This is a genomic window from Kribbella sp. ALI-6-A (assembly GCF_001984195.1).
In the GTDB taxonomy this organism is placed as follows: domain Bacteria; phylum Actinomycetota; class Actinomycetes; order Propionibacteriales; family Kribbellaceae; genus Kribbella.
This window is the reverse complement of sequence record NZ_MTQN01000011.1, coordinates 226,897-251,749: the sequence shown is the minus strand read 5'-3', so window position 1 is coordinate 251,749 and position 24,853 is coordinate 226,897. Positions and strand designations below refer to the sequence as shown.

At 69.0% G+C, this 24,853-nt stretch carries 23 protein-coding genes and 1 pseudogene; 15 read left to right on the top strand and 9 right to left on the bottom strand.

Translation table 11 applies throughout. The features are described 5' to 3' along the window. Positions 1 to 2: 2 nt before the first annotated feature. From BWI15_RS21755 to BWI15_RS21745, 3 genes are all read left to right on the top strand, one after another. Positions 3 to 1,454: a polysaccharide lyase 6 family protein gene (locus tag BWI15_RS21755; RefSeq protein WP_083750928.1), complete on the top strand. Its 1,452-nt coding sequence runs from the start codon at positions 3 to 5 to the stop codon at positions 1,452 to 1,454. Then, positions 1,451 to 2,302 carry an AraC family transcriptional regulator gene (locus BWI15_RS21750; RefSeq protein WP_077016322.1) on the top strand — a complete coding sequence of 284 codons (852 nt, stop codon included), beginning with the start codon at positions 1,451 to 1,453 and terminating at the stop codon, positions 2,300 to 2,302. Before BWI15_RS21755 ends, BWI15_RS21750 begins: the two co-directional genes overlap by 4 nt. Before the next feature lie 174 nt (positions 2,303 to 2,476). Further along, complete coding sequence (locus BWI15_RS21745; RefSeq protein WP_077016321.1) at positions 2,477 to 3,889, top strand: polysaccharide lyase 6 family protein; 1,413 nt, start codon at positions 2,477 to 2,479, stop codon at positions 3,887 to 3,889. Here BWI15_RS21745 and BWI15_RS21740 read toward each other — a convergent pair. Both BWI15_RS21740 and BWI15_RS21735 read right to left on the bottom strand, forming a co-directional pair. Next, positions 3,886 to 5,259, bottom strand: a complete 1,374-nt coding sequence (locus BWI15_RS21740) for an MFS transporter (protein WP_077016320.1) — start codon at positions 5,257 to 5,259, stop codon at positions 3,886 to 3,888. The two genes, BWI15_RS21745 and BWI15_RS21740, sit on opposite strands and share 4 nt — an antisense overlap. Before the next feature lie 53 nt (positions 5,260 to 5,312). Then, complete coding sequence (locus BWI15_RS21735; RefSeq protein WP_202817706.1) at positions 5,313 to 6,065, bottom strand: glycerophosphodiester phosphodiesterase; 753 nt, start codon at positions 6,063 to 6,065, stop codon at positions 5,313 to 5,315. 26 nt (positions 6,066 to 6,091) lie between these two features. Between BWI15_RS21735 and BWI15_RS21730 the strand changes: the two genes are divergently transcribed. Further along, positions 6,092 to 7,225: an aminotransferase class V-fold PLP-dependent enzyme gene (locus BWI15_RS21730; RefSeq protein ID WP_077017180.1), complete on the top strand. Its 1,134-nt coding sequence runs from the start codon at positions 6,092 to 6,094 to the stop codon at positions 7,223 to 7,225. On the opposite strand, the gene BWI15_RS21725 is transcribed toward BWI15_RS21730, so the two are convergent. Then, positions 7,186 to 7,872: a GntR family transcriptional regulator gene (locus BWI15_RS21725; protein WP_077016319.1), complete on the bottom strand. Its 687-nt coding sequence runs from the start codon at positions 7,870 to 7,872 to the stop codon at positions 7,186 to 7,188. The two genes, BWI15_RS21730 and BWI15_RS21725, sit on opposite strands and share 40 nt — an antisense overlap. Before the next feature lie 92 nt (positions 7,873 to 7,964). On the opposite strand from BWI15_RS21725, the gene BWI15_RS21720 reads away from it, so the two are divergent. The 9 genes and pseudogenes from BWI15_RS21720 (at position 7,965) to BWI15_RS21680 (ending at position 16,142) form a co-directional block, all read left to right on the top strand. Further along, positions 7,965 to 8,819 (top strand): NAD(P)-dependent oxidoreductase, encoded by an 855-nt coding sequence (locus BWI15_RS21720; RefSeq protein WP_083750927.1) that lies wholly within the window; start codon positions 7,965 to 7,967, stop codon positions 8,817 to 8,819. Then, positions 8,816 to 9,712 (top strand): carbohydrate ABC transporter permease, encoded by an 897-nt coding sequence (locus BWI15_RS21715; RefSeq protein WP_083750926.1) that lies wholly within the window; start codon positions 8,816 to 8,818, stop codon positions 9,710 to 9,712. Before BWI15_RS21720 ends, BWI15_RS21715 begins: the two co-directional genes overlap by 4 nt. After that, the gene (locus tag BWI15_RS21710) at positions 9,709 to 10,590 is read left to right on the top strand and encodes a carbohydrate ABC transporter permease (RefSeq protein ID WP_077016317.1); all 882 of its coding nucleotides are present in this window, start codon (positions 9,709 to 9,711) and stop codon (positions 10,588 to 10,590) included. Before BWI15_RS21715 ends, BWI15_RS21710 begins: the two co-directional genes overlap by 4 nt. 344 nt (positions 10,591 to 10,934) lie before the next feature. Then, a pseudogene (locus BWI15_RS21705) lies at positions 10,935 to 11,924 on the top strand (ABC transporter substrate-binding protein); the annotation flags it as partial. Continuing rightward, positions 11,924 to 13,111, top strand: a complete 1,188-nt coding sequence (locus BWI15_RS21700) for a CaiB/BaiF CoA transferase family protein (RefSeq protein WP_077016316.1) — start codon at positions 11,924 to 11,926, stop codon at positions 13,109 to 13,111. The pseudogene BWI15_RS21705 and the gene BWI15_RS21700, both read left to right, overlap by 1 nt. Continuing rightward, positions 13,108 to 13,881: an enoyl-CoA hydratase gene (locus BWI15_RS21695; RefSeq protein ID WP_077016315.1), complete on the top strand. Its 774-nt coding sequence runs from the start codon at positions 13,108 to 13,110 to the stop codon at positions 13,879 to 13,881. The genes BWI15_RS21700 and BWI15_RS21695 overlap by 4 nt, the downstream gene beginning before the upstream one ends. Continuing rightward, positions 13,878 to 14,729 carry an amidohydrolase family protein gene (locus BWI15_RS21690; protein WP_077017178.1) on the top strand — a complete coding sequence of 284 codons (852 nt, stop codon included), beginning with the start codon at positions 13,878 to 13,880 and terminating at the stop codon, positions 14,727 to 14,729. The genes BWI15_RS21695 and BWI15_RS21690 overlap by 4 nt, the downstream gene beginning before the upstream one ends. After that, positions 14,726 to 15,469 carry an RraA family protein gene (locus BWI15_RS21685; RefSeq protein ID WP_077016314.1) on the top strand — a complete coding sequence of 248 codons (744 nt, stop codon included), beginning with the start codon at positions 14,726 to 14,728 and terminating at the stop codon, positions 15,467 to 15,469. Before BWI15_RS21690 ends, BWI15_RS21685 begins: the two co-directional genes overlap by 4 nt. 34 nt (positions 15,470 to 15,503) lie before the next feature. After that, positions 15,504 to 16,142, top strand: coding sequence for a class I SAM-dependent methyltransferase (locus tag BWI15_RS21680; RefSeq protein WP_077016313.1), 639 nt, complete (start codon positions 15,504 to 15,506; stop codon positions 16,140 to 16,142). Here BWI15_RS21680 and BWI15_RS21675 read toward each other — a convergent pair. The 4 genes from BWI15_RS21675 to BWI15_RS21660 are packed head-to-tail and all read right to left on the bottom strand — an operon-like array spanning position 16,139 to position 22,089. Beyond that, complete coding sequence (locus BWI15_RS21675) at positions 16,139 to 16,990, bottom strand: carbohydrate ABC transporter permease (protein ID WP_077016312.1); 852 nt, start codon at positions 16,988 to 16,990, stop codon at positions 16,139 to 16,141. The two genes, BWI15_RS21680 and BWI15_RS21675, sit on opposite strands and share 4 nt — an antisense overlap. Next, positions 16,987 to 17,913, bottom strand: a complete 927-nt coding sequence (locus BWI15_RS21670; RefSeq protein ID WP_077016311.1) for a carbohydrate ABC transporter permease — start codon at positions 17,911 to 17,913, stop codon at positions 16,987 to 16,989. Before BWI15_RS21670 ends, BWI15_RS21675 begins: the two co-directional genes overlap by 4 nt. Positions 17,914 to 17,950: 37 nt before the next feature. After that, complete coding sequence (locus BWI15_RS21665; RefSeq protein WP_077016310.1) at positions 17,951 to 19,276, bottom strand: ABC transporter substrate-binding protein; 1,326 nt, start codon at positions 19,274 to 19,276, stop codon at positions 17,951 to 17,953. Positions 19,277 to 19,299: 23 nt separating this feature from the next. Beyond that, positions 19,300 to 22,089 carry a family 78 glycoside hydrolase catalytic domain gene (locus BWI15_RS21660; protein ID WP_077016309.1) on the bottom strand — a complete coding sequence of 930 codons (2,790 nt, stop codon included), beginning with the start codon at positions 22,087 to 22,089 and terminating at the stop codon, positions 19,300 to 19,302. Positions 22,090 to 22,211: 122 nt separating this feature from the next. Between BWI15_RS21660 and BWI15_RS21655 the strand changes: the two genes are divergently transcribed. After that, positions 22,212 to 23,147: a helix-turn-helix transcriptional regulator gene (locus BWI15_RS21655; RefSeq protein ID WP_077016308.1), complete on the top strand. Its 936-nt coding sequence runs from the start codon at positions 22,212 to 22,214 to the stop codon at positions 23,145 to 23,147. Here the strand turns inward: BWI15_RS21655 and BWI15_RS21650 are convergent. After that, positions 23,084 to 23,683, bottom strand: a complete 600-nt coding sequence (locus BWI15_RS21650; RefSeq protein WP_077016307.1) for a DUF2867 domain-containing protein — start codon at positions 23,681 to 23,683, stop codon at positions 23,084 to 23,086. The genes BWI15_RS21655 and BWI15_RS21650 overlap by 64 nt on opposite strands. A 94-nt stretch (positions 23,684 to 23,777) precedes the next feature. On the opposite strand from BWI15_RS21650, the gene BWI15_RS21645 reads away from it, so the two are divergent. Then, complete coding sequence (locus BWI15_RS21645; protein WP_077016306.1) at positions 23,778 to 24,335, top strand: TetR/AcrR family transcriptional regulator; 558 nt, start codon at positions 23,778 to 23,780, stop codon at positions 24,333 to 24,335. A gap of 43 nt (positions 24,336 to 24,378) precedes the next feature. Here BWI15_RS21645 and BWI15_RS21640 read toward each other — a convergent pair whose 3' ends face one another. Further along, positions 24,379 to 24,837, bottom strand: a complete 459-nt coding sequence (locus tag BWI15_RS21640) for a PGPGW domain-containing protein (protein WP_237771397.1) — start codon at positions 24,835 to 24,837, stop codon at positions 24,379 to 24,381. Between the last annotated feature and the right edge of the window lie 16 nt (positions 24,838 to 24,853).

The following is a 24,853-nucleotide window of genomic DNA, read 5'->3' as shown; positions in this document are numbered from 1 at the left end:
TCATGAATCGAAGAACCTTCCTGACCGCCACCGCCACCGCCACCGCAGCCGGGATGGCCGGCAGCGGCGCCCTCGGTCTCACGCCTGCCCACGGCGCCCCGCCTGCCTCCCTTGGCCCTCACGGGGACCTGGTTCACTCGCTCGAAGAGCTTCGCGAGGCAATTGCCCGTGCGGTGCCCGGCAGTGTCATCGCCCTGGCCGACGGGACCTACAACGTCACGGAACCGATCGCGATCACCGGCAAGCGAGGAAGCCGCCGCCGCCCGATCACCGTGCGCGCCGAGTCGTGCGGGGGCGTGACGCTCACCGGCGAGCAGAGCTTCGTCCTGAGCAGTTCCTCCGACCTGACCATCAGCGGGTTCGTCTTCCAGCAGAGCACGACGCTCGACCTGCCACCGGACTGCCGGCGGATCAGGCTCAGCAACAACGACTTCCAGCTGGCCGTCCTCGAGGGTCTGCACTGGGTGATGGTCCGGGCCGACCACAGCACGATCGTGCGGAACGTCTGGCACGGCAAGTCCACGCTCGGCGTCTACCTCGGCATCGAGGGCGCGGGCACCAGCGCGATGGCCCAGGGCGTGTACGTCGCGCGCAACCACTTCCGCGACCACAGCTTCACCGGCAGCAACGGCGGTGAGCCGATCCGACTCGGGGTCAGCCCGCGGGCCCTGTCGAAGGCCGGCGCGGTGATCGAACTGAACCTGTTCGAGCGCGCCCACGGTGACCCCGAGGCGATCTCGGTCAAGTCGTCGGGCAACGTGATCCGGCGCAACACGATTCGCGACAGCGTCGGCGGCATCGTGCTGCGGCACGGCAACGGCAATCGGGTCGAGGGCAACTATCTGCTGGCCGGAGGCAACGGGATCCGGATCTACGGCAACGACCACCTGATCGTGAACAACTACCTCGAACGGATCGACGGCGCCGGGATCGTGCTCGGCAGCGGCTCGATCCGCGACCACTTCCCGGGCGAGTCCGCGGAGTCCCGCCGCGGCAACGACGCGCCCGACGGGGTCCGGATCGGTTTGAACACGATTCTCGACTGCGGCGCGGGCATCGTCGGCGAAAGTCACCGCACGCTGCCGCCGCTGGGTTGCGCGATCACCGACAATCTCCTGGTGGGCGACACAGGACAGTTGATCGACATGCCGTATCCGGACGGCATCGAGTGGGGCGGCAACCTCACCTGGGGCGCGGCCGCCGACGGCAACGCACCCGGTACGGCGTACACGCGGATCGATCCGCGCCTGGCGCCGGGACCGGACGGCGTACGGCGGCTGACGGAGCGCAGCCCGGCGATCAACGCGGCCACCCGCTGGTACCCGGGGGTCGAGGTCGATCTCGACGGCGACCAGCGGCACGGACGGGCGGACGTCGGCGCGGACGAATACTCCCGGCGCCGGCCCGCGTGGGGACCGCTGACCGCGGCTGAGGTCGGGCCGTTCAGCTCGTGAACGCGCCGCGCACCGCCCTCACCCGGCAGGACGAGCTGATTCGCACTCACCTGGACCGGCTCCGGCTCGACCTCGTCGTCGCCGCCCGGATCACCAAGGTCCACCGAGAGTGGGCCCGCCCGCTGCAGCCCGACCCGTTCTCGCGCCTCTACTTGATCCTCGAGGGCGAAGGCCGACTCGTCGTCGGGGACCAGGTGCTCGACCCGCAGCCCGGCGACCTGTGCTACCTGCCGGCCGAGGTGCCGATCTCGTACGAGACAGTCAGCGACAACACCTATCGCAAGCACTGGCTGCACTTCTCCGCCTTGATCGGCGACCGCGACATCGGCGAGGTGCTGACCCTGCCGTACGTCGTCCGCAGCAAGTCGCCCGAGGAGGCGGGAGCGCTGTTCGAGCAGGTCGGCGCGGCCGATCGGGACCCGCCCGGTCTGGCCACCCCGCTGCGGCTGCGGTCGGCGCTGACCGCGTTGTTCGCCCACTACCTCGACAGCGCGCCGCCCGGGACGGTCCAGCTGTCCCCGCAGCAGACGAGCGAATCCGACGTCGTCGAGTACATCCAGGCGAACCTCGGCAATTCGCTGACCGTGGAGGAGCTGGCGGCGCAGTTCGGTCAGGACCAGCCCAGCTTCATCCGGTACTTCCGGGCGGAGTTCGGGCTGTCGCCCAAGCAGTACATCAAGCGGGCCCGGATCGAGTGGGCCCAGCGCGAGCTCGCCTCGACGTCCCGGCCGATGGAGGAGATCGCCGCGGCCGTCGGTATGGACCAGTCGTACTTCTCGAAGGTCTTCCGCCAGGTCAGCTCGGTCACCCCGAGCGAATACCGAAAGCTGTACCGCCCCAACAGCTAGGGCGGGTCTCCCGATTCCCCGCCTACTGCGCGGCACCCGGCACGGCATCTCGCTGCACGGGTGCCAAGGCCACGATGCTTCGCATCGCAACCTCGTCCCCCGCACACCGAGCCACCGCACCGGGCACCTGCTCGCTACGGCGCGGAACCGGGAGACCCACCCTAGGAGTTCCTCATGCACCGTCGCACCTTCTTGGCGGGTGGCCTCGCCGCTGCCGTAGTCCTGTCCCGACCCGCCGACGCCTTCGCAGGATCCACCGCCACCGTCACCTCGCTCGCCCAGCTCCAGCAGGCGATCGACAGCGCCACCCCCGGCAGCCGGATCGTGCTCGCGAACGGCTCGTACGCCGTACCGTCCGGCGCGCCGATCACGATCAGCGGCCGGCGCGGCACCAGCTCCGCGCCGATCTCGATCGTCGCCGAGAGCCGTGGCGGCGTGACGCTCACCGGCCCGCACAGCTTCGTGCTGGCGAACTCGTCGTACGTCGAGATCAGCGGGTTCGTCTTGAAGCAGAGCTCGACGCTGGAGATCCCGGCCAGCTGCCAGCGGATCCGGCTGACCCGCAACGACTTCGCGCTGGCTGCGTCGACCGGGCACTGGGTGGTCGTCCGCGGCGACGACGCGAAGGTCGACCGCAACGTGTTTCACGACAAGTCGACGGCGGGTTCTTACCTGGTGATCGACGGACCGTCCGGCGATGCGATGGCGCAGCGCACGCACATCCTGCGCAACCACTTCCGCGACCACAGCTTCACCGGCTTGAACGGCGGTGAACCGCTCCGGCTCGGCGTCAGCAGCCGGGCGCTCAGCGACGCCGGTGCGACGGTGGAGTACAACCTGTTCGAGCGGGTGAACGGCGATCCCGAGGCGATCTCGGTGAAGTCGTCCGGCAACGTCGTCCGGTACAACACGCTGCGCTCGTCGACGGGCGGGATCGTGCTGCGGCAAGGCAACGACAACCGGGTCGAGGGCAACCATGTGCTGGCCGGGGGCAACGGGATCCGGATCTACGGCAACGACCATCTGGTCGTGAACAACTACGTCGGTGGAGTCGCCGGCGCCGGGATCGTGCTCGGCAGCGGGTCGGTCCGTGACCACTTCGACGGGGAGTCGTCGGATTCGCGGAAGGGCAACGACGCGCCCGACCGGGTGACGATCGTGCTGAACACCCTGCGGAACAACGGCCAGGCACTGGTGGGGGAGAGCCAGCGGTCGCTGGCGCCGCTGGGCTGCCGGATCGCCGACAACCTGCTGGTCGGCGACGGTGATCCGTTGGTCGACATGCCGTACCAGCAGGGGATCACCTGGGCGGGCAACATCGTCTGGGGGTCGGCGGCGAACGGGAACCTGCCGTCGTCAGGCTTCGAACGGCTGGACCCGAAGCTGGTTGCCGGGTCCGACGGCGTCCACCGGCTCGGCGCAGGCAGCGCGGCGATCAACGCGGCCACCGAGTCCAGCCGGGTGGTTGACGACCTCGACGGACAAACCCGCACAGCGCCGTACGACGTAGGTGCGGACGAGTACTCCACCGCCCAGCCCGTACGCCGGCCGTTGACCGCCGCGGACGTCGGCCCCGGCGCCGCCTAGACCAGCGTCGGCTGGGTGTTGCCCGCTTCGCGGATGCCCCGGCGCATGTCCACGCGGGACAGCAGCACCAGACCGATCAGGAAGAACGCGCCGAGCGCCACGATGGCCGGGCGGTAGGAGCCGGTCAGCTGGTGGACCAGGCCGAAGACGAGGGTGCCGAGCCACGAGGTGCCGCGTTCTCCGGCCTGGTACAGGCTGAAGTACTCCGCCTCGCGGCCCTTCGGGATCAGCTGGCTGAACGCCGACCGGGACAGCGCCTGGGTGCCGCCGAGCACGATGCCGATCGCGACGCCCATCGCCAGGAAGGGCACGATCTGCCGCTCGGGCAGCGTGAAGCCGGCCACCACGATCACCATCCAGATCACCAGCCCGCCCATGATCGTGCGCTGCGATCCGTACCGGCGGGCGAACCGCCCGAACCCGATCGCGCCGAAGAACGCAATGAACTGGACCAGCAGGATGGTCGCGATCAGCACCTGCGTCTCGAACCCGAGCTGCTTCTCGCCGTACGTCGAGGAGACCGAGATGACGGTCTGGATGCCGTCGTTGAAGAACAGGTACGCCACCAGGAACAGCAGCGTCATCGGGTAGGTCCGCAGGTGCTGCAGCGTGGCGCCGAGCTGCCCGAAGCTCTGCCGGACCATCGACCCGCTGCGCACCGGGACGACGCCGGTAGGCGGCCGGTTGCGCAGCTTGACGAACGGGATGAACGTGAACAGGCCCCACCACAGTCCCGCGCTGAGCAGGCTGAGCCGGACCGCGGTGCCCTGACTCATGCCGAGCGCGTCGTGCGCGGTGACCACGCCGAGGTTGATCGCCAGCAGGATGAAGCCGCCGAGATACCCGAACGCCCAGGCCCGCGACGACACGTCGTCGCGGTCGTCGGGTTGCGCGATGTCGATCAGGATCGAGTCGTAGACCACCATCGACGAGCCCAGACACAGGTTCCCGACGAACAGCAGCAACGCGCCGAGCGCCCACCGCCCGTCGGTCACGAACACCATCGAGCTGGCCGCCAGCGCGCCGGCCCAGGCGAAGCCGCACATCAGCAGCTTCTTGCGCGGCGACCGGTCCGCGATCGCGCCGACGATCGGCAGGAACAGCGCGGAGACCAGCGTCGCGACCGTCACGACGTAGAAGGCCAGCGAGCCCGGCGCGATACCGAGGCCGAGGATCTGCAGATTGGTGTGGCACGGGTCCTCGGTGGTTCCGACCCGCCCGCACGCCGCCTGCTCGGCGACCGACGTCAGATACGGCGCGAACAGCACGGTGCCGGTGGTGGTCACGTAGCCGGAGTTCGCCCAGTCGTACAGGCTGAAGCCCCAGTACTCACGCTTGTCGACGGCAGCCGGGGCCGACAGAAGTCCCATGCGCAGGAGTGTGTCAGGTCAACCGGTACTTCGCAGGGCCAATCGGTAACAGATCAGCTCCACTGCCCCCGCTCGACCAGTACGTCGCGCAGCAGGTCGGTGCGGTCGGTGATGATGCCGTCGACTCCGGCGTCGAGCAGCCGGTGCATCCTGGCCGGGTCGTCGACCGTCCAGACGTGCACCTGCTTGCCGAGGGCATGCGCCCGGCGCAGCAGGCCCGGGGTCAGCACCCGGATCCGGCCGTAGACCTCGGGGATCTGCAGGCACGCGCCGGGCGAGCTGAGCCGGAACGGCGCGAACCGCAGCCGGGCGATCTCGTTCTGCCCGAAGCCGGTGGCCAGCCGGGGCCCGAGCTCGCGGCGGATCCGCTGCACCCGCGCCTGGGAGAACGACGACACGCAGACCCGGTCGATCGCGCCGGCCGCCCGCAGTACGTCGGCCGCCGGGCCGACGCCGTTGTCGGCTTTGATGTCGAGGTTGAGCCGGGCCTGCGGGAACTCCTCGAGCACGTCGGTGAGCAGCGGGATCGGCTCGTGGCCGTTGATCCGGGCCTTGCTCACCTCCGACCACGGCAGCTGCGCGATCGTCCCGGACCGGTCGGTGACCCGGTCCAGCCGGTGGTCGTGGAAGGCGACGACCTTGCCGTCGCTGGTCGCATGCAGGTCGGTCTCGAGGTAGGTGTAGCCCAGCTTCACCGCGTGCCCGAAGGCGCGCAACGAGTTCTCGTAGCCGAGATTGTCCGGGTGCAGCGCACCGCCGCGGTGGGCCATCGCGATCGGCCCCTCGTGGTCGAGGTAGGGGTACACAGCCGAAAGTATGTACCGTGGTGACGGTGACGGATCTTCGCCCCCGCCCCGACCTGTGGTCCCTCGACCCCGAGGTCCTGCACCTGAACCACGGCTCGTACGGCGCCGTTCCGCGGCGTACCCAGGAGCTGCTGGCCAGGCTGCGGGCCGAGACCGAGGCCAATCCGATGCTCTGGTTCCGCTCGGTCGCCGAGCGGCTGACGACCAGCCGGCAGGAACTCGCCGCCTTCCTCGGCACCGACCCGGCCGGCTTCGCCTTCGTGCCGAACGCGAGCGCCGGTGTCACCGCCGCGCTGGGCGCGATCCCGATCCCGCCGGGCAGCCGGATCGTGCTGACCAATCACACGTACGGCGCGGTGCTGTTCGCGGCCGAGCGGTTCGCCCGGGCCCACCAGGCCGAGGTGGTCGTCGTCGACGTACCTCTCGAGGCCGACGACGACACGGTCGTCGCGGCGATCCAGGCCGAGCTGGACGAGCGCACCGCCGCGCTGATCGTCGACCAGATCAGCTCGGCGACCGCGATGGTGTTCCCGATCCGCCGACTGGTCGAGGCCTGCGCCGGCATCCCGGTGATCGTCGACGGCGCCCACGCCCCGGCGCTGCTGGACGCGCCGGCCGAGGACGGTGCCGACTTCTGGACCGGCAACTTCCACAAGTGGCCGGCCGCGCCGCGACCGACCGCGGGCCTGGTCGTCGCCGAGAAGTGGCGGGCCGCGACCCTGCCGCTGATCGTGTCCTGGTCCGAGTACGACGAACGCCTGCCCGAGCGGTTCGACATGCAGGGCACCTTGGACTACGCGCCCTGGATCGCGGCGCCGGAGTCACTGCGCGTGCTGGCCGAGCTGGACTGGCCGGTACGGCGTACGCAGCTGTCGGCGTTGATCGACGAGGGCGCCCAGGTGCTCGCGAAGGCGCTCGGCACCGACCTGCCCGACGTCGCGCACCCGGCCGCGACGATGCGGCTGGTGGAGCTGCCCTTCGGCGGGAAGGCCTCGCCGGAGGCGGGGGAGGCGTTCAAGGCCAGGGTGTCGCGCGAGCTGAAGGCCGAGATCACGCTGACCGGCTTCGACGAGCGGGTTTTCGTCCGGCTGTCGGCCCACGCGTACAACGGTCTGCGCGACTACGAGTTGCTGGCCGAGCGGCTGCCGACGTTGCTCTGAATCTCGCTGAACGAGCGCTCGCCGTGCACCGCGAGCTCGGCCAGGACGGCGGCCGGGTCGCCGGCCTCGACCAGGTCGAGCAGCTTGCGGTGCCGGGCGACGTGCTCGTGCAGGTCCTCGTAGAAGTGCTCGCGGGCGTAGAGGTTGCGGGCCATGCAGAGCAGGAGCTGCTGCTGCACCGAGGCGTAGGCCTCCTCGAGCCGGCGGTGACCGGCGAGCGCGACCAGTGACGAGTGGAAGCGGTAGCCGGCCTGGACCAGGCTGCCGCGATCCTCGGCGGCGGCGCAGCGTTCCATCTCCAGCAAAGCGTCCTGGGCGGCCTTGAGCCGCTCGGGAACCGTGACCGGGACGCCCAGCTCGACGGCCAGCCGCTCCAGCGCCGAGCGCAGGGTGAGGATCTCGAAGACGTCCTGATCGGTGAGGGTGGCGACCGTCGAACCGCGGCGGGGCCGGGTGACGATCAGGCCTTCCTGCTCGAGGACCCGGAGCGCCTCCCGCAGGGGAGGGCGGCTGATCCCGAGCTGCTCGGTCAGTCGCTCCTCGATCAGGCGCTCGCCCTCGGCCAGCTCTCCGGCCAGGATCATCCGGCGGATCGCGGTGGCGGCGAGCTGCACGAGGCTCGGCGACTCCAGCTGGTGCTCTGTCATGGCGGCCATTGTTCCCCGAGTTCTTGTCAGCGTCGATTATCTATTGTAGACAATAGTTCATAGACGGTTGGCGTGACGGACTGGAGGCGTTCGTGGCCCAGGAAATCGACCGAACCACCACCACCATCGGCTTCGCCGGTCTGGGAAACCTGGGCCGTCCGATGGCGGAATCCCTGCGACGAGACGGGTGGTCGCTGAAGGTGCTGGACCAGGAACCGGCGCGCGCCGACGGGCTGGAGGCCGACGTGGTCGACAGTCCGAGGGACCTGGCCGAGTGCGGAGTGATCGCTCTCGCCGTTCCCGACGACGAGGCGGTCACCGAGATCCTGGGCGAACTGGTCCCGCTCCTGGCGGCGGAATCAGTGGTCCTCGTGCACAGCACGATCCTTCCGGGAACGGCGCAACGGCTGGCCCGCGAAGCGGAGGACCAGAACGTCGGACTGCTCGACGTACCGGTCAGTGGGGGAGCGGACAGAGCGCTGTCCGGTTCTCTCACCGTGATGGCCGGTGGCCGGGAGGACGTGCTCGCGCAGGCGAGGCCGGTCCTCGACTCGGTCGCGGAGACCGTGCTGCACGTCGGTCCCTCGGGCGCAGGCGCCGCGGTGAAGCTCGCCAATCAGCTGATGATGTTCGCGGCGCTCGCCGGTGTGCAGGAGGCTCTCGACCTGGCCGGCGCGTACGGCGTACCGGAGCAGACGGTGCTGGAGGCGGTCTCCACGAGCACAGGGGATTCCTGGATCACCCGCAACTGGGGCTTCTTCGACCGCGTCGCCGCCGCGTACGACGAAGCCGGTACGCCGGTGCGGAACCGGCCGTGGAGCAAGGACCTGTGGGACGTCGTCGCGGCCGCGCGCGAGTCCGACGTCCAGGTACCTCTGGCCGGTCTGCTCGCACAACACCTGGCCGACCGGGTCGAGGCCCGCGCCCGGAAGGGCAGCAGCTCATGAAGAACACGCGGACGGGCCGCGAAGGGCTGACGGCGTACTTGTTCCTGAGCCCGTGGCTGGCCGGCATCGTGCTGCTGACGCTCGGGCCGATGCTGTACTCCGCGTACCTCGCGTTCACCAGCTACGACCTGCTCAGCGCACCGCGCTGGATCGGGCTCGACAACTTCCGCCGGATGTTCACCGCCGATCCGCGCTACCTGTCGTCGGTGAAGGTCACGCTGATCTACGTCGTGGTGTCGGTCCCGCTGCTGCTGATCGTCTCGATGGTGCTGGCGCTGCTGCTGAACAAGGGCATCAAGTTTCTGTCCGGCTACCGCGCGCTGTTCTACCTGCCGTCGCTGATGGGCGCGAGCGTCGCGATCGCGGTGCTGTGGCGGCAGATGTTCGGCAGCACCGGGCTGGTGAACCAGGTGCTCGGGCTGTTCGGCATCACGCACGGCAGTTGGGTGGGCAGTCCCGGGACCGCGTTGTGGACGATCGTCACGCTCAACCTGTGGGCGTTCGGCGCGACGATGATCATCTTCCTGGCCGGCCTGCGGCAGGTGCCGGCCGAACTGCACGAAGCGGCCGCGGTCGACGGAGCGGGACCGATCCGGCGGTTCTTCAGCGTCACCTTGCCGCTGATGACCCCGCTGATCTTCTTCAACCTGCTGCTCGACACGATCCACGCCTTCCAGGTGTTCACCGGCGCGTTCGTGGTCAGCCGGGGATCGGGCGGACCGGCCGACTCGACGCTGTTCTACACGTTGTACCTGTACCAGCAGGGCTTCGCGGAGCTGAAGATGGGCTACGCCTCGGCGATGGCCTGGGTGCTGGTCATCGTGCTGGCCGCCTTCACCGGCTTCCTGTTCCTCACCGCCAAACGGTGGGTGTACTACGGGGACGAGCGATGACGGCCGTGACGGTCGGCGCCCGCCCGTTGTTCGGCCGGCGCAAGACCCGGAACCCGCTGGTGATCGGGCTGTTGCGGCACGCGCTGCTGATCGGCGTACTGATCGTGATGCTGTACCCGGTGATCTGGATGGTGGCGGCCTCCTTCCGGCCGTCGGCCGAGGTGATGAACAGCCTCGGGTTGTTCTCGAAGAACTACACGCTGGACAACTACCGGCACGGCTGGAGCGCGGGACAGCTCAACTTCTCCCGCTACTTCGTCAACTCGGTCGCGATCACCGCGCTGTCGATCGTGGGCAACCTGGTGTCCTGCTCGCTGACGGCCTACGCGTTCGCCCGGCTGGAGTTCCCGTTCAAGCGCATCCTGTTCGGCGTGCTGCTGGCCACCATGCTGCTGCCGTACCACGTCACGCTGGTGCCGCAGTACATCCTGTTCAACGAACTGGCCTGGATGAACACCTACCTGCCGCTGGTCGTGCCGAAGTGGCTGGGCGTCGAGGCGTTTTTCATCTTCCTGATGGTGCAGTTCATCCGGACCCTGCCGCGTGAGCTCGACGACGCGGCGCGGATCGACGGCTGCGGGCACTGGCGCACCTTCAGCCGGATCATCATGCCGCTGGCCCTGCCGGCGCTGGGCACCACCGCGCTGTTCACGTTCATCGCCAGCTGGAACGACTTCCTCGGTCCGCTGCTCTACCTGAACCGGCCCGAGCTGTGGACGGTCTCGCTCGGCCTCAACTCGTTCCTGGACGTCACCGGCGAATCGGCGTACGGCTCGCTGTTCGCGATGTCCACCCTCGCCCTGGCTCCGATCGTCGGCTTCTTCCTGGTGGCGCAGAAGCTGCTGATCGAGGGCGTCGCCACCACCGGCCTCAAGTGACTGGAGATTCTCGATGAAACGCACTCGTACGGCGGCGCTCGCCACGGCCGCGCTGTTGGTGGTTGCCGGATGCAACGGTACGTCGGTCGGCGACAGCGCCGCCGGGGACTCCGGCGCCCAGGACGGCAAGGGCGAGGTGACCGGCAGCCTGCAGCTCACCTTCTGGGGTGGCGCGAACCGGGCCGCCAAGACCAACGCGGTGGCCGACCTGTTCGTCAAGGCGCACCCCGGCGTGACCATCGACCGGCAGAACGCCGACTTCGGCAACTACTTCAACAAGCTCAACATCCAGGCGTCGAGCAAGACCCTGCCCTGCGTGATGCAGCTCCAGGGACTACACCAAGCGCAAGGTGCTGCTGCCGCTGGACCCGATGATCGAGTCCGGCGCGATCAAGGTCGACGACATCCCGAAGGAGGTCGTCGACACCGGCCGCGGCCCGGACGGCAAGCTCTACTTCCTGCCCTACGGCGCGGCCTACGACGCGGTCGGGGTGAACGAGACGCTCGCGCGGCAGGCCGGGATCGGGCTGCCGCCGGAGGGCTACGACTGGAAGCAGTACACCGACTGGATCGCGTCCGCCAAGGGCAAGCTGCCCGAGGGTGTCTTCGCGGCCGGTTCCCGCGGTGGACTGCCGAACTACTTCATCGCCTACCAGCTCGCCAACGGCACCGACCTGTTCACCAACGACGGCAAGCTCGGCTTCAGCAAGGAGTCGCTGGTCGAGTACTGGGAGATGTGGGAGAAGCTGCGCAAGTCGGGCGTGACGATGAGCGCGGACACCCAGGCCGACGAGCCCGAGGGCGCCGAGCAGAACTTCATCGCCCAAGGCCGGCTGATGACCGACAGCATGCCGGGCAACGCGCTGACGCCGGCCTCGGCGACGCTGGCCGGCAAGGCCGGTGGACAGAAGCTGACCACGCTGCCGATGCCGTCGGGACCCAGTGGCCCGGGCAACGCGCTGTTCAGCTCCGGGTTCGCGATCCCGACCAACTGCGACAACGTGCCCACCGCCGCGGCGTTCATCGACTTCTTCACCAACGACCTCGAGGCCGGCAAGACGTTCAGGTCCGACAACGGCGCGGCCACCAACACCAAGGTGCTGCAGGCCCAGATCGACGATCCGGCGCTGCCGGCGCTGAAGAAGCACGAGCTGGAGCTGTTCTCGAAGATCGCGGCGAACAAGCCGCCGACGATCCTCTACCCGCCGGGCTACCAGGCGACCTTCGAGTCGGCCTTCACCCGGGCGTACGAGGAGATTGCCTTCGGCAAGAAGACCGTGCAGCAGGCGGCCGACTCGTTCTTCACCGAGGCGAACGCCGGACTGGGTGGCTGATGACCGACACGGCACAGACAGCCGGTCCGCCGGACGCACCCGGGCCGGCCGGGGCCCTGGACGGGCTGCGGGTGCTCGACCTGACCCAGGTGATGGCCGGGCCGTTCTGCACGATGCTGCTGGCCGACCTCGGCGCGGACGTGATCAAGATCGAGAACCCGGCCCTGGGTGACCAGACCCGCCGCTCCTGGGGCTACGCGGTGCACGGCGAGGACAGCAGGGCCTTCCTCGCCCTCAACCGGAACAAGCGCAGCGTCTGCCTCGACCTGAAGTCGGCCGACGACCTGGCGGCGTTCCACCGGCTGGTGCGCACCGCCGACATCGTGGTGGAGAACTTCCGGCCCGGTGTGACCCGTCGGCTCGGCGTCGACTACGAGACGCTGGCCGCGCTCAACCCGCGCCTGATCTACGCCAGCGTCTCCGGGTTCGGCCAGACCGGCCCGTACGCCGACCGGCCGGGCTACGACCTGATCGCGCAGGCGATGTCGGGCGTCATGAGCATCACCGGCGCACCCGGCGGCGCGCCGATGAAATCGGGACTGCCGGTCGGGGACCTCGGCGCCGGACTGTTCTGCGCCTTCGGAATCGTCTCGGCGGTGCACGCCCGCGAGCGCACCGGAGTCGGCCAGTACGTCGAGACGTCGCTGTTCGAGGCGGCGCTGGCGATGTCGGTGTGGGAGTCGACCGAGTACTGGGCGACCGGCGAGGTGCCGCAGCCGCTCGGCTCGGCGAACCGGATGTCGGCGCCGTACCAGGCGTTGCGCACCAAGGACGGTCACCTCACGCTGGGGGCGAACAACGAGCGCCTGTGGTTACGACTCTGCACCGCACTGGAGGTCACCGACTTGCTCACCGACGAACGGTTCGTGACGAACGCCGACCGGATGGCTCATCGCGACGAGCTGGCCGCCGTCCTGGAGGAACGGCTGGCCACGGCCACGACGGACGAATGGGTGGCGCTGTTGCTGGCGGCCGGCGTACCGGCTGGGCCGATTCGGGACTACCGGTACGTGCTGGACGAGGATCCGCACGTCAAGGCGCGCGGGATGGTGCAGGAGATCGAGCATCCGGTCGAGGGCACGGTGCGGGTACTCGGGTCTCCGGTGCGGCTGAGCGGCACGCCCGCGGGGATCCGGCGGCACCCACCGCTGCTCGGTGAGCACACCGCGGAGGTGCTCGGCGAATGAGCGAACTCCAGCTCGAGCGGGACGGCGCGATCCTGCGCCTCACGCTGTCGAATCCGGAGCGGCGCAACGCGATCACCTGGCCGATGTACGACGGGTTGGCCTCGGTGGAGCGGGTGGTCGCCGAGGATCGTGGGATCCGGGTGGTCGTGCTGCGCGGCGCCGGGGGCAAGGCGTTCGCGGCGGGGACGGACATCCGGCAGTTCGCGTCCTTCACGACCGCGAAGGAGGGAGTGGACTACGAGCGGCGGATCGCGGCGGTGCTGACGAGTTTCCTGCGGATCCGGGTGCCGGTGGTCGGGGTGGTGCAGGGTCCGGCCGTCGGTGCGGGGCTCGCGTTGGCCGCCTGTTGTGACTTGGTGGTCGCGACGCCCGACGCGGTGTTCGGCGCGCCGGTCGCGCGGACGCTCGGCAACACGCTGCCGCCGCTGGTGATCGCGCGCCTCCAGCAACGATTGGGTGCCGGACGCACGATGGCGCTGCTGCTCACCGCCGGGCTGATGCCGTCGTCGGAGGCGGCGATCGCGGGCTTCGTCACCGAGGTCGTCGAGCGGGAGGACCTGGACGAGCGGGTCGAACAGTTGCTGCGGGTGATTTGCTCCAATGCACCGCTGACGCTCGCGTCGCTGAAGGAGTTCGACCGCCGCATCCTGCGCGACGGCGCCGCGGCCAAGTCCGAGGACGTGCTCGCCGAGGTGTACGGCAGCCGCGACTTCCAGGCCGGCGTAAAGGCCTTTCTCGCCCACGAGGACATCGAGTGGGAGGGCCGATGATCGTCGACGCCCACCACCACTTCTGGCAGGTCGCCGCCCAGGACCAGCCGTGGCGCGACGACCGGCACGGTGCGATCGCGCGGGACTACTCGCCGGACGACTTGGCGACCGAACTGACGCGCGCCGGCGTCGACCGCACGGTCCTGATCCAGTCGGTCGACGAACCGGCGGAGAACGACCGGCTGCTCCAGTACGCGGAGAAGGCGCCGTTCGTGGGCGCGGTGGTCGGCTGGCTGCCGCTGTCCGACGCGGCGGCCGCTCGACGCGAGATCGACCGCCTGGATGGACTCGAGGAATTCGCCGGAGTGCGGTGTCTGGTGGGGCGCGACCCTCTCGACTGGCTGGCCGAAGCGGCGACCGTGGACTTGTTCCGCGAATTGGCCGCGGCAGGGATCAGTTGGGACGTCGTACCGGTCACCGCTGAGCAGACCGACGCGGTGCTCGGGCTGGCGGACGCCGTACCGGAGTTGCGGATCGTCGTGGATCACCTCGGGCGGCCGCCGGTCGAGTCCGGGGGATGGGAGCCGTGGGCGGGACAGGTCCGGCGGCTGAGCGAGTGTCCGCGGGTGGCGATGAAGGTGTCGCTGGGGATCGACCTGCTGACCGAGCTCCGGGAGTGGCCGGAGCTGGAGCGGTATCTGAGCTGGGTGGCCGAGTGCTTCGGCGCCCGGCGGCTGATGCTCGCGAGCAATTGGCCCGTGGTGCTGCTGCGGGCGTCGTACGACGAAGCGTGGGCGAACCTGCGGACCGCGCTCGAGCGCGTGCTGCGGGACGAGGACGAACTCGCGGCCGTGCTCGGAGGTACGGCCGCCGACTACTACCGGATCAACCGAAAGGTCTCCCCGTGACTGTGACCGAAACAGCCGACGCCAACGATCTGAGCAGCCTGTACAAGCACCTGCGGGTGGTGGACGTCGCCGACGCCCTGGACGGCATCGGGTACTTCGACATCGGGCTGATGTCGCCGGACGTGCGGCCGTTGTGGCTGGGCATGAAGTTCTGGGGGCCCGCGGCAACCATCCGCGCGGTCCCGTCGAACCGGCCGATGTGGAAGCTGGACAACACCCAGGACATCGTCGAGGCGCACCGGATCTGGTTCGAGGAGACCGGCAATGTCAAGCTGCCGGGCGACCTCGCGCCGGGGCACGTGGTGGTGATGGACGCCGGCGGCGGCAAGGAGGTCGGCTTCTGGGGCTCGGAGAACGGGATGGGCGCGGTGCAGAGCGGCGCGGCCGGCATCGTCACCGACGGGTACTGCCGCGACACCGCCGAGATCGTCGCGCAGCGCACGCCGATCTGCTCGCGGGCGCGCGGCCGGACGATCATCCCGGGCCGGATCAAGGTCGTCGAAACCCAGACGACGATTGCCTGCGGCGGCACCCAGGTCAACCCCGGCGACATGATCGGCTGCGACGACGACGGGGTGATCGTGGTCCCCGCCGAGGTCGCCGACGAGGTCGCCGTGCACGCCCGGGCGATCCTGCTGGCCGACATGCGGGCGCGGCGCAAGAAGTACGAGTCGCTCGGGCTGAAGCCGGACACGTCGGTCGACTACGAGGCGGTCGAGCGGTACTACGCGGGAGTGTGAGAACTGTCGGCGGCGATGGTTAGGGTCCCGGGCCATGACTTCGTACCTGGACAGCACCCGGAGCTCCTACGACACCGTCGCCGCCGACTACCACAAGATCGTCGCTCCGATGTTCGACGACCCGTACCACCGGGCGATGCTGGGCCTGTACGGCGAACTGCTCGCCGCCGGCGAAACCGGACCGGTGGGCGACCTCGGCTGCGGTCCAGGCCACGTCACGACGTACCTGGCCCAGCTCGGCCTGGACGCGTTCGGGATGGATCTCTCGCCCGCGATGGTCGAGTTCGCCCGCAAGGAGTACCCGGAGCTGCGGTTCGAGGTCGGCTCCCTGCTCGGCCTTGACCTGCCGGACGGCGGCCTCGCCGGCGCGCTGACGTTCTACTCGCTCGTGCACACCCCGGCCGAGGACCTGCCGACGGTGTTCGCCGAGATCCACCGCGTACTGGCGCCGGGCGGCCTGTACTTCCACGGCTTCAAGGCCGGCACCGGCACCTACCACCTGACCGAGGGCTACGGGCACTCGATCGACCTGAAGGTCTACGCCTACGAACCGGCCGCGGTCCACGAGCTCCTGACGGCGGCCGGGTTCAGCGAAGTGGTGACGCTGACCCGGCCGCCGATCGACTGGGAGAAGACCGCGCAGGCCTTCCTGATCTACCGCAAGTCCGCCTAACCCTTCACCGCGCCCGACGTCATCCCCGCGACGATCTGGCGGTTGAAGAACAGGAACATCACCAGCGGCGGGATCGTGATCAGCAGGATGTTCATGAACAGCAGGTTGTACTGCGTGGTGAACTGACTCTGGAAGTTGAACAGCGTCAGCTGCACCGTGGCGTTCTGGTCGCCGGGCAGGAAGTAGAGCGGGTTCACGAAGTCGTTGAACACGTTCACCGACTGCACGACGACCACCGTCACGATCACCGATCGCAGCAGCGGGAAGATCACCCGGAAGAACAACCGCAGTGGTCCGGCCCCGTCGATCACCGCCGCTTCGTCGAGCTCGCGGGGGATGGTCGCGACGAACGCCCGGAACAGCAGGATGCAGAACGACAGCCCGAACGCGATCTCGATCAGGATCAGCCCGGTCATCGTGCGGAACAGCTGCAGCCCCTGCAGCACCCAGATGGTCGGTACGACGGCCGGCGGGATGATCAGCCCGGACAGCACGATGAAGTTGATGAACGGGTTCCAGCGGCTGCGGCGCCGCTGCAGCACGAACCCGACCATCGCGGCCAGCACCACCATGCCGGTGACGCTGACCACCGTCAGCACCGTGCTGTTGATGAACGCGATCACCAGCATGTAGTCGCGCGCCTCGATCACCGCGACGAAGTTCTCGACGAACTGGAACTGGTGCGGCCAGGAGAAGTCGAGCAGCGCGGCCTGCTGCCGGTCCTTCACCGCGGTCAGCACGATGAACACGAACGGCACGACGAACACCACAATGGAGGCGAGGATCGCCACGGCGCTCAGCAGGTAGCTGCGCCCGGGCCGATGGTTGACGAGTTCAGCGGTACTCACATGTCCACCTCCTTGCGGTTCAAGTACCAGAACAAGGGCAGGACCACCGCGGTGACCACGACGAACAGCACCACGTTGCCCGCCGTCGACAGCCCGTAGAACCCGGCCTGGTACTGCTTGTAGATCACCGACGCGATCACGTCGGAGGTGAACCCCGGCCCACCGCGGGTCATCGCCCAGATCAGGTCGAACGATCGCAGTCCACCGATCAGCGACAGGATGATCACCGTGACGGTGGCCGGCCGGGACAGCGGCAGCACGATCCGCCGGAACGTCTCCCACGACCCGGCCCCGTCGACCCGGGCGGCTTCCATGTACTCGCGGGGGATCGAGACGATGCCCGCGATGTAGATCAGCGTCGCGAGCCCGACGCCCTTCCACACGTCGACCAGCGCGACCGACAGCAGGGCCCACTTCGGGTCGGTCAGCCAGCCCGGCCCGTTGATGCCGATCACCTCCAGCGCGCCGTTGATCAGCCCGCGCTCGGGGTTCATCAGCACGGTGAAGGTCAGGCCGACGCCGATCGTGCTGACCAGGACCGGGAAGAAGACCACCGACCGCAGGTACCCGCGGCCGATGATCTGCGAGGTCAGCAGAACCGCCAGCAGCAGCCCGAGCACGACCTTCGACCCGGACGTGATGACGGCGAAGATCAGCGTGTTCGTGAAGCCCTTGACCAGTTGGGGTTCCTGGAAGAACAGCCGGAAGTTCTCCAGCCCGATGAACTTCGACTCGAACAGGCTCCACCGGGTCAGGCTGAAGTACAGCGAGGCGAACGTCGGGACGACGAACAGCACGCCGTAGATCACCGCCGACGGCAGGTAGAACCAGTTCGAGTACGGCGAGTAGACCTTGCCCTTGGCCGGCGGCGCGGCCGGGGACGCTTCGGCCTGCGCGCGTGGACGCACCGACGTGGCACTCATGGAGCCTCCCGTCCTCGCATCACCTCACGCACCCAAGTCACCAGCCCGCCAGGCCGAGCTGCTGGGCCTGCTTCTTGACGTCCTCGTCGTACCGGGCGGCGCCGTCCTGCGCCTTGCGGATGCCCGAGCCGACCTCGACGGTGATCTGCTCCAGCGACGGGCCCTTCACCGGCGAGAGGAACTCCAGCGCCAGGCTGGATCCGCCCGGCTTGTCGAGGTAGGGCTGCATGTCCTTGATCGCCTGCGGTACGTCGGCCGGCAGTTCGCAGCCCTTCACGGCGTACGGGCCGGTCGGGACGCCGGCGGTGGCCAGCGACTTGCAGCCGTCGGGGCTGGCGATGAAGGCGAGGAACTTCTTGGCCGCCTCCAGCTTGTCGCCGGTGGTGGTGTTGGGGACGTAGACGCCGTTCGGGGTCCAGACGGTCAGGCCGTTCGTGCTCGCGTCGTCACCAGGCAACGCGAACAGTCCGACGTCCCTGGCGCCGTTGGGATAGGTGTCGATCATGTCGTTCACCACGCCGGTCAGGATGGGGTAGTGCGCACCCTTGCCCTGGGCAAGCATCCGGAGCCCGTCCGGCAGCTTCGCGGAGGCGAAGTCGCTGTTCTGGTACCCGGCGTCGTGCACCTGCTGGGTGTGCTCGAAGCCCTTCTTGGCCGCCGGGGAGGTGGCGTACTTGGCCTGGTTCTTGGTGTAGCGGTCGGCGAAGTCGCTCTCGACGGCGGCGACGTTGTGGAAGTCGCCGAGTACGAACAGCTGCGAGGTCCAGGTCTCGCCGTAGGTCTGGATCACCGGTGCGACCCCGGCGGCCTTGATCTTGGCGTTGTTGGCCATGAACTCGGCCCACGTCTTCGGCACCTTCAGCCCGAGCTTGGTGTAGACCGGGATGTTGTAGAGCACCGCGCCGCCCATGAAACCACCGGCCGGTACGCCGTACACCTGGTCGCCGGCGGTGACGGTCTTCTTGAAGTTCTCGTCGATGTCGCCGATGTAGGGCTGGTCGCTGATCGGGACGAGGTTCTTCTGCGGCGCGATCGCCTGGAACAGCGACCCGGTGTTGTAGGAGAACACGTCGGTCATGTCCCCGGTGGACAGCCGGGTCTTGACGATGTTGTCGCCTTCGGTGCCTCCCGGCCGGCTCTCCAGCTTGACCGTCACACCCGGCGTCTTGGCCATGAAGTCCCTGATCAGCTGCTGGGCTTCCTTGACGTCCTGCTCCTGGTTGCCGGCCAGGTAGGTGATGGTGACCGAGCTCGAGCCGCCCGCGTCGTCGCTGGATCCGAGACTGCCCGCGCTGCAGGCGGTCAGTGCGAGTGAGCAGGCCGCGGCGAGGGCCAGTCCTGAAGTGCGTCGTCGGAACGTCATCGTTGACCTCCAGGGGATGTTCATCAGCGGGTGAGCAAACGGTCGAGCACGGACTGCAGCGCCTCGGCCGACGGTGAGAAGCTCCGCGGGCTGACGGCGTCGACCAGTTGACTGGCGGGGCGGTCGAGGTGGCGGCCGAGCCGCGCGGCGAAGTCCGCGTCGTCGGTGACGACCTCCTGGTCCACGGCAGCTTGTACGAGCGCGTCCCAGGTCGGCTCGTGATCCATCAGTTGCCGGATGCTCGCATCGGCCGGCAGCGGCGGCACCTCGGCGGAGATGTCGTCCGTGGTCCACTCGTGCGTACCGTGACCGACCTCGACCGGCGCGTCCTCACCGGGCACGTGAACCTGCGCCGTGGAACCGACCGGCACGGTGACGTTCAGCTTCAGCTGCCCGTCGGCCCGGCTCCACGCGACCGCGGCTTCGCCGTACGGCGTGAGGTGGCGGGCCGAGGCGTTGGTCAGCAGGGCCGTGGGCAACGGATTCACGACGATCGTGCGGTAGCCCGGATCACCTGGCGCGAGACCGGCCACCCGGCGGTGCATCCAGTCGGCGACCGCGCCCAGGGCGTAGTGGTTGAACGACGTCATCTGGCCGGGGTTGATGCTGCCGTCGGGCAGCATGCTGTCCCAGCGTTCCCACACGGTCGTCGCGCCCATGGTCACTGCGTACAGCCAGGAGGGGCATCCTGTCTGCAGCAGAAGCCGGTAGGCCAGGTCAGGATGTCCGGTATCGGCCAGCGCGTCGGTCATCAGCGGTGTTCCGACGAATCCCGTGCTGATCCGGAAGCCCGACGTCCGCACCAGGTCGGCCAGGCGCTCGGCGGCGCGGTGCCGCTGCTCCTCGGTGGGCAGCAACGCCCACTGCAAAGCCAGCGCGTACGTCGTGGCGGCGTCGCTCAGCACCCGGCCGCCCTCGGTCGTGTACTCGGCCGCGAACGCCCGGCGTACGCGGTCGGCGAGTTCGCCGTACTCGCGGGCCAGGTCGGCGTCGCCGACCACCTCGGCCGCCCGCGCGACCACGTCCGCGGATCGGGCCAGGTGGGCCGTCGCGATGACGTCCGGATCCGCCTTGGCCGCGAACGGGTTGTCTGGCGGCGCCGTGGGGTCGAGCCAGTCGCCGAACTGGAACCCGCCGGTCCACAACAGGTCGTCACCGGCCAGATCGACCATCCGATCGACCCAGGCCTTCATGCTGGGCAGTTGCCGGGCGAGCAGACCGACGTCACCGGTCCGTTCGTAGACGACCCACGGGACGATTGTTGCCGCGTCACCCCATGCCGCCGTCGACGGCCCAGGATCCCGGAGGACGTCGGGAATGACGTACGGCACCGACCCGTCCTTGTGCTGCTCGGCCGCCAGGTCGGCCAGCCAGTTGGTCAGGAACCCGGCGCTGTCGAACAGGAAGCTCGCCGACGGCGAGAACACCTGGATGTCGCCGGTCCAGCCGAGCCGCTCGTCGCGCTGCGGGCAGTCGGTCGGGACGTCGAGGAAGTTGCCGCGCATACCCCAGACGACGTTGTCGTGGAACCGGTCGAGCGTCTCGTTCGACGACGCGAACCACCCGGTACGGCGCAGGTCCGAGCCGACCACGACGGCTTCGATGTCCTCGGCAACCAATTCGGGAACGCCGGTCACCTCGGCGTACCGGAAGCCGTGAAAGGTCAGCTCCGACTCCAGCGTCACCTCGTCGGGGCCGGCCAGGACGTAGGTGTCGGTCGCTTTCGCGGTGCGCAGCGGGCGGACGCCGAGCTCGCCGTCCTCCAGCACCTCGGCGTGCCGCAGCACGATCTCGTCACCGGCCGCGCCGCCCCGGACCCGGAGCCGGACCCGGCCGACGACGTTCTGCCCGAAGTCCACCAGGGTCTTGCCCGCGGGAGAGGTCGTCACTGCCACGGCCGGCAGCACGTCGGTGATCCGAACCGGCGGACCGTCGGGTGCCACCAGCAGCCCGAGGTCCGCGTCGAGCACATCGACGGGGCTTTCCGCGCCGGGACTCAGGCGGAGGTCCGTGGACTGGCCGTCGTACAGGTCGTCGGCGGTGATCGCGCTCTCCCGCGCTGTCCACGTGTCGTCGGAGCCGATCACGACGACCTCGCCGGACTCGGTCGTCACCTCGAGTTGAGCGAGCACGGCCAGGCGGTCGCCGTACAGGCCGTGCCTGCCGTGGAAGCCGAGCCGTCCGCGGTACCAGCCGTTGCCGAGCAGGAACTCCAGCCGGTTGTTGCCGCTGCGGACCAGGTCGGTGACGTCGTAGGTCTGGTAGCGGAGGCGGAACTGGTACGCCGTCCAGCCGGGCGCGAGGTCGAGATCTCCGACTCGGCGGCCGTTGAGCTCAGGGACGTAGGTGCCGTGGGCCGTCGCGTAGAGCCGGGCGCGGACGATACCGTCCGGCAGCTCGAACTCGCCGGCGACCAGGGGAGCGGGGGAGTCGTGGTCGCCGATCTCGCGCGGACTGACGAACCGCGCGGACCAGTCGTCGGTGCTGAGCAGCCCGGCCTCGACGACGGCCGGCTCGCTCCACTCGCTCCACTCGGCACCGCGCACCCGGACGCGGACCACGGCCTGCTCACGGGAGTTGAGTGGGTCGTCGGGCCACGGGACCAGCACCTGATCGGCGGCTTCGACGACGTGGGTCTGCGGGGCCGCGTCGCCCCGAACGATCTCCAGCTCGTACGCCGTCTGCTCCCAGCCGGGGTCGGCGGAGGGGATCTGCCAGGACAGCCGGGGAGTGGCGGTACCGACCCCGAGAACTGGGCCGGCGTCGGTGTGGTGGTCGAATCGGAGGTGTGTCGGTGCGGCGGATCGCGACATGGCACTCCTAAGCGATGAAACGATTCATTGGTAGGTCCGATCTTGAGGCCGCCGCCGCACGGGCGATAGAACGGAGTGCACCGGACCTAGCACAAAACGCACTTTGCCGCCTAACTTGAGGCATGGAGGATCCGCCGGTCGGCAACACCCGCACGTTGCTGCACTTCGTCGACGGCGCCGTCGCGTACGCCGGGCCGTACCTGCACGAGACCGGTCATCCGGTCCACACCCACAGCTTCTTCGAGGTCGCCGTGATCACCGGCGGCACGGGCTTTCACGAGAGCCTGGCCGGCCGGCAGGAGCTCGAGGTCGGCGACGTGATCCTGCTCCGGCCCGGGGTGTGGCACGCGTACGAGGACTGCGTTGACCTGGAGCTGTACAACTGCTGCTTCTCGGCCGATCTGATGCAGCGTGAACTGGCCTGGATGCGCGAGGATCCGCTGCTGGGCTACCTGCTGTGGACGGGGCCGTTCTCGGCGCAGCGACGCGGCATCCTCACGACCCATCTCGATCGGGTCATGCTCGACGAAGCCATCGGCCATCTGCAGGGGCTCGGGGAGCTGCGCCGCGAGCTGGTTCACCTGCACCGCGGCGACATCGTCGGCCGGCTGTCGTTGTTCCTCAGCTGTCTGGCGCGCGCGGTCGCGGCGACCGGGGTGGTCGGGCGGGAGACGCAGATCCATCCTGCCGTACTGACCGCGATGCGCATGCTGGAAGCGGAGCCGGCCCACGAGTGGACGCTGACCGAGCTGGCGGACGAACTGCACCTGGTGCCCGGCTACCTGGTCCGGCTGTTCAAGTCGTCGACCGGTCTGCCGCCGATGGCCTACCTGTCACGTCACCGCGTCGAACTGGCCGCGGACCTGCTGCTGCACACCGACGACCCGATCAGCCGGATCGCGGAGTCGGTGGGCTGGCCGGACCAGAACTACTTCGCCCGCCGGTTCAAGTCGCACTACGGGCTGACCGCGTCGAACTACCGGGCGCGGTTCACTCACGCGGGCTTTCCCAAGCCGGCGTCCCAGCCGCGCGCGATGGTCCGCAGCAGGTCGGGGTAGACCCACAGGTAGCGGAACGGCTTGATCAGCGCCAGGTACGCCGTACCGAGGCGGCCGTTCGGTTTGACCAGGACGGCCAGCTGGCCGCGGTAGCCGCCGGATCCGTCGGGGACCCAGCCGAGGTGCAGTACCGCGTGCACCGTGCCGTTGGCGATCTCGGCCGCCCACTCGTCGTCGGTCAGGAACACCGATCGGAACGGTACGCCGGTGAGCTCCGGTCCGCGCGGTCCTTGCGCCAGATCGTCGGGCAGGCGGTCCCGCAGCGTCTGCACCCGGGTGCCGAGGCCGGCCTGCTCCCGGTCCCAGCCGAAGAGCGCGCCGAGCTTCCAGCGCAACGCCATCAGGAGTTGCCCGATCCGCGACGACATCAGCACTGGGGCGTCGGGGTCGTCGACGGAGAACCGGCTGAGCAGTCGCTCGAAGTCGTTCGGGCCGCCCGGCGTCGGCAGTGCCCAGACGTCCTCGACCTCGAAGTCGGCCGCGATCTCGTGGATCCGCCAGGGTCGGTCGGTGTGCTCGCTGATGGGAAGTCTCATCGCTGGAGACCCTTCTATACGATGCCGTACACAACAACGTAGACCCTTGTGTACGGCACCGTACAGATCGGGCCGGCGTGAGAGGAGCCACAGGATGGGCGTGACGCGGACACCGCGCGGCCGCTGGATCGAGGAGGGATTGCGGATGCTCGCGGCCGGTGGACCGGAGGCGGTCCGGATCGAGCCGCTGGCGCAGGTCCTCGGCGTGACCAAGGGCGGCTTCTACGGCTACTTCAGGAACCGGGACGCGCTGCTCGCGGAGATCCTCGACACCTGGGAGCGCGAGACCACCGAGGCGCTGATCGAGCAGGTGGAGACCGCGGGCGGCGACGGCCGGACGAAGCTCGACCGGCTGTTCACCCTGGTTGCCTCGGGGGAGGGCCTGATGACCGGCGCCGCGGCCGATCTCGCGATCCGCGAGTGGGCCCGCCGCGACGAGCAGGTCGCCCGCCAGCTCGAGCGCGTCGACAACCGCCGGATGGACTACCTGCGCGCGCTGTTCGGCGACTTCTGCGCCGACGACGAGGACGTCGAGGTGCGCAGCCTGGTGGTGTTCTCACTACGCATCGGCAGTCCGCTGATCGCGGCCGGCCACGGCGACCGCAGCCGCAAGGACGTGCTCGAACTCACTCGGCGATGGCTGCTGCGCTGACGGGTTGTCCTCAGCTTCGGCGAATCACTTCAGCAGCGGCAGGTCACTTGAGCAGCGGAAGTGTGTGCAGGAACGATTCCCACGAGTCCGGAAGCCAGCCAGGTACGCCGAGCACTGCCAGGTAGAGCCAGATGGCAACGATCACACACGCGAAGAGTGCCGCCGTGCCGAGCGCCTTCAGCCAGGCCGGTTGCTTGCCGGTCCAGGCGGTGAGCTCCTGGACCCAGCCCTTGACGCGGTAGAGCAGGCGCTGGGCCCACTCGAACTCGCTGGCCAGCACGGCCAGACCCGCGATGAACAAGGGGATGCCGCCCGGACCCGGAAGCCAGCCGGTGAGCGGGGCGGCGATGATCAAGATGCCCCCGACCACGCCGACGCCGATCCGGTAGATCATGTGCTTGCGCGGGTTCGCACGGATCTTGCGCCGCCACTCCCAGCGGTCGTCCTGGGCGTCCAGCGTGATGTTTCTGTCCGTGCGGTCCGGACTGGTCTGCTCGGCCACGTCACCAATGTACGTG

Coding starts and splice junctions, on each gene's coding strand:
- BWI15_RS21755 (WP_083750928.1), top strand. CDS start 3: ATGAATCGAAGAACCTTCCTGACCGCCACCGCCACCGCCACCGCAGCC.
- BWI15_RS21745 (WP_077016321.1), top strand. CDS start 2,477: ATGCACCGTCGCACCTTCTTGGCGGGTGGCCTCGCCGCTGCCGTAGTC.
- BWI15_RS21740 (WP_077016320.1), bottom strand. CDS start 5,259: ATGGGACTTCTGTCGGCCCCGGCTGCCGTCGACAAGCGTGAGTACTGG.
- BWI15_RS21725 (WP_077016319.1), bottom strand. CDS start 7,872: ATGACAGAGCACCAGCTGGAGTCGCCGAGCCTCGTGCAGCTCGCCGCC.
- BWI15_RS21715 (WP_083750926.1), top strand. CDS start 8,816: ATGAAGAACACGCGGACGGGCCGCGAAGGGCTGACGGCGTACTTGTTC.
- BWI15_RS21710 (WP_077016317.1), top strand. CDS start 9,709: ATGACGGCCGTGACGGTCGGCGCCCGCCCGTTGTTCGGCCGGCGCAAG.
- BWI15_RS21700 (WP_077016316.1), top strand. CDS start 11,924: ATGACCGACACGGCACAGACAGCCGGTCCGCCGGACGCACCCGGGCCG.
- BWI15_RS21695 (WP_077016315.1), top strand. CDS start 13,108: ATGAGCGAACTCCAGCTCGAGCGGGACGGCGCGATCCTGCGCCTCACG.
- BWI15_RS21690 (WP_077017178.1), top strand. CDS start 13,878: ATGATCGTCGACGCCCACCACCACTTCTGGCAGGTCGCCGCCCAGGAC.
- BWI15_RS21680 (WP_077016313.1), top strand. CDS start 15,504: ATGACTTCGTACCTGGACAGCACCCGGAGCTCCTACGACACCGTCGCC.
- BWI15_RS21670 (WP_077016311.1), bottom strand. CDS start 17,913: ATGAGTGCCACGTCGGTGCGTCCACGCGCGCAGGCCGAAGCGTCCCCG.
- BWI15_RS21665 (WP_077016310.1), bottom strand. CDS start 19,276: ATGACGTTCCGACGACGCACTTCAGGACTGGCCCTCGCCGCGGCCTGC.
- BWI15_RS21660 (WP_077016309.1), bottom strand. CDS start 22,089: ATGTCGCGATCCGCCGCACCGACACACCTCCGATTCGACCACCACACC.
- BWI15_RS21655 (WP_077016308.1), top strand. CDS start 22,212: ATGGAGGATCCGCCGGTCGGCAACACCCGCACGTTGCTGCACTTCGTC.
- BWI15_RS21650 (WP_077016307.1), bottom strand. CDS start 23,683: ATGAGACTTCCCATCAGCGAGCACACCGACCGACCCTGGCGGATCCAC.
- BWI15_RS21645 (WP_077016306.1), top strand. CDS start 23,778: ATGGGCGTGACGCGGACACCGCGCGGCCGCTGGATCGAGGAGGGATTG.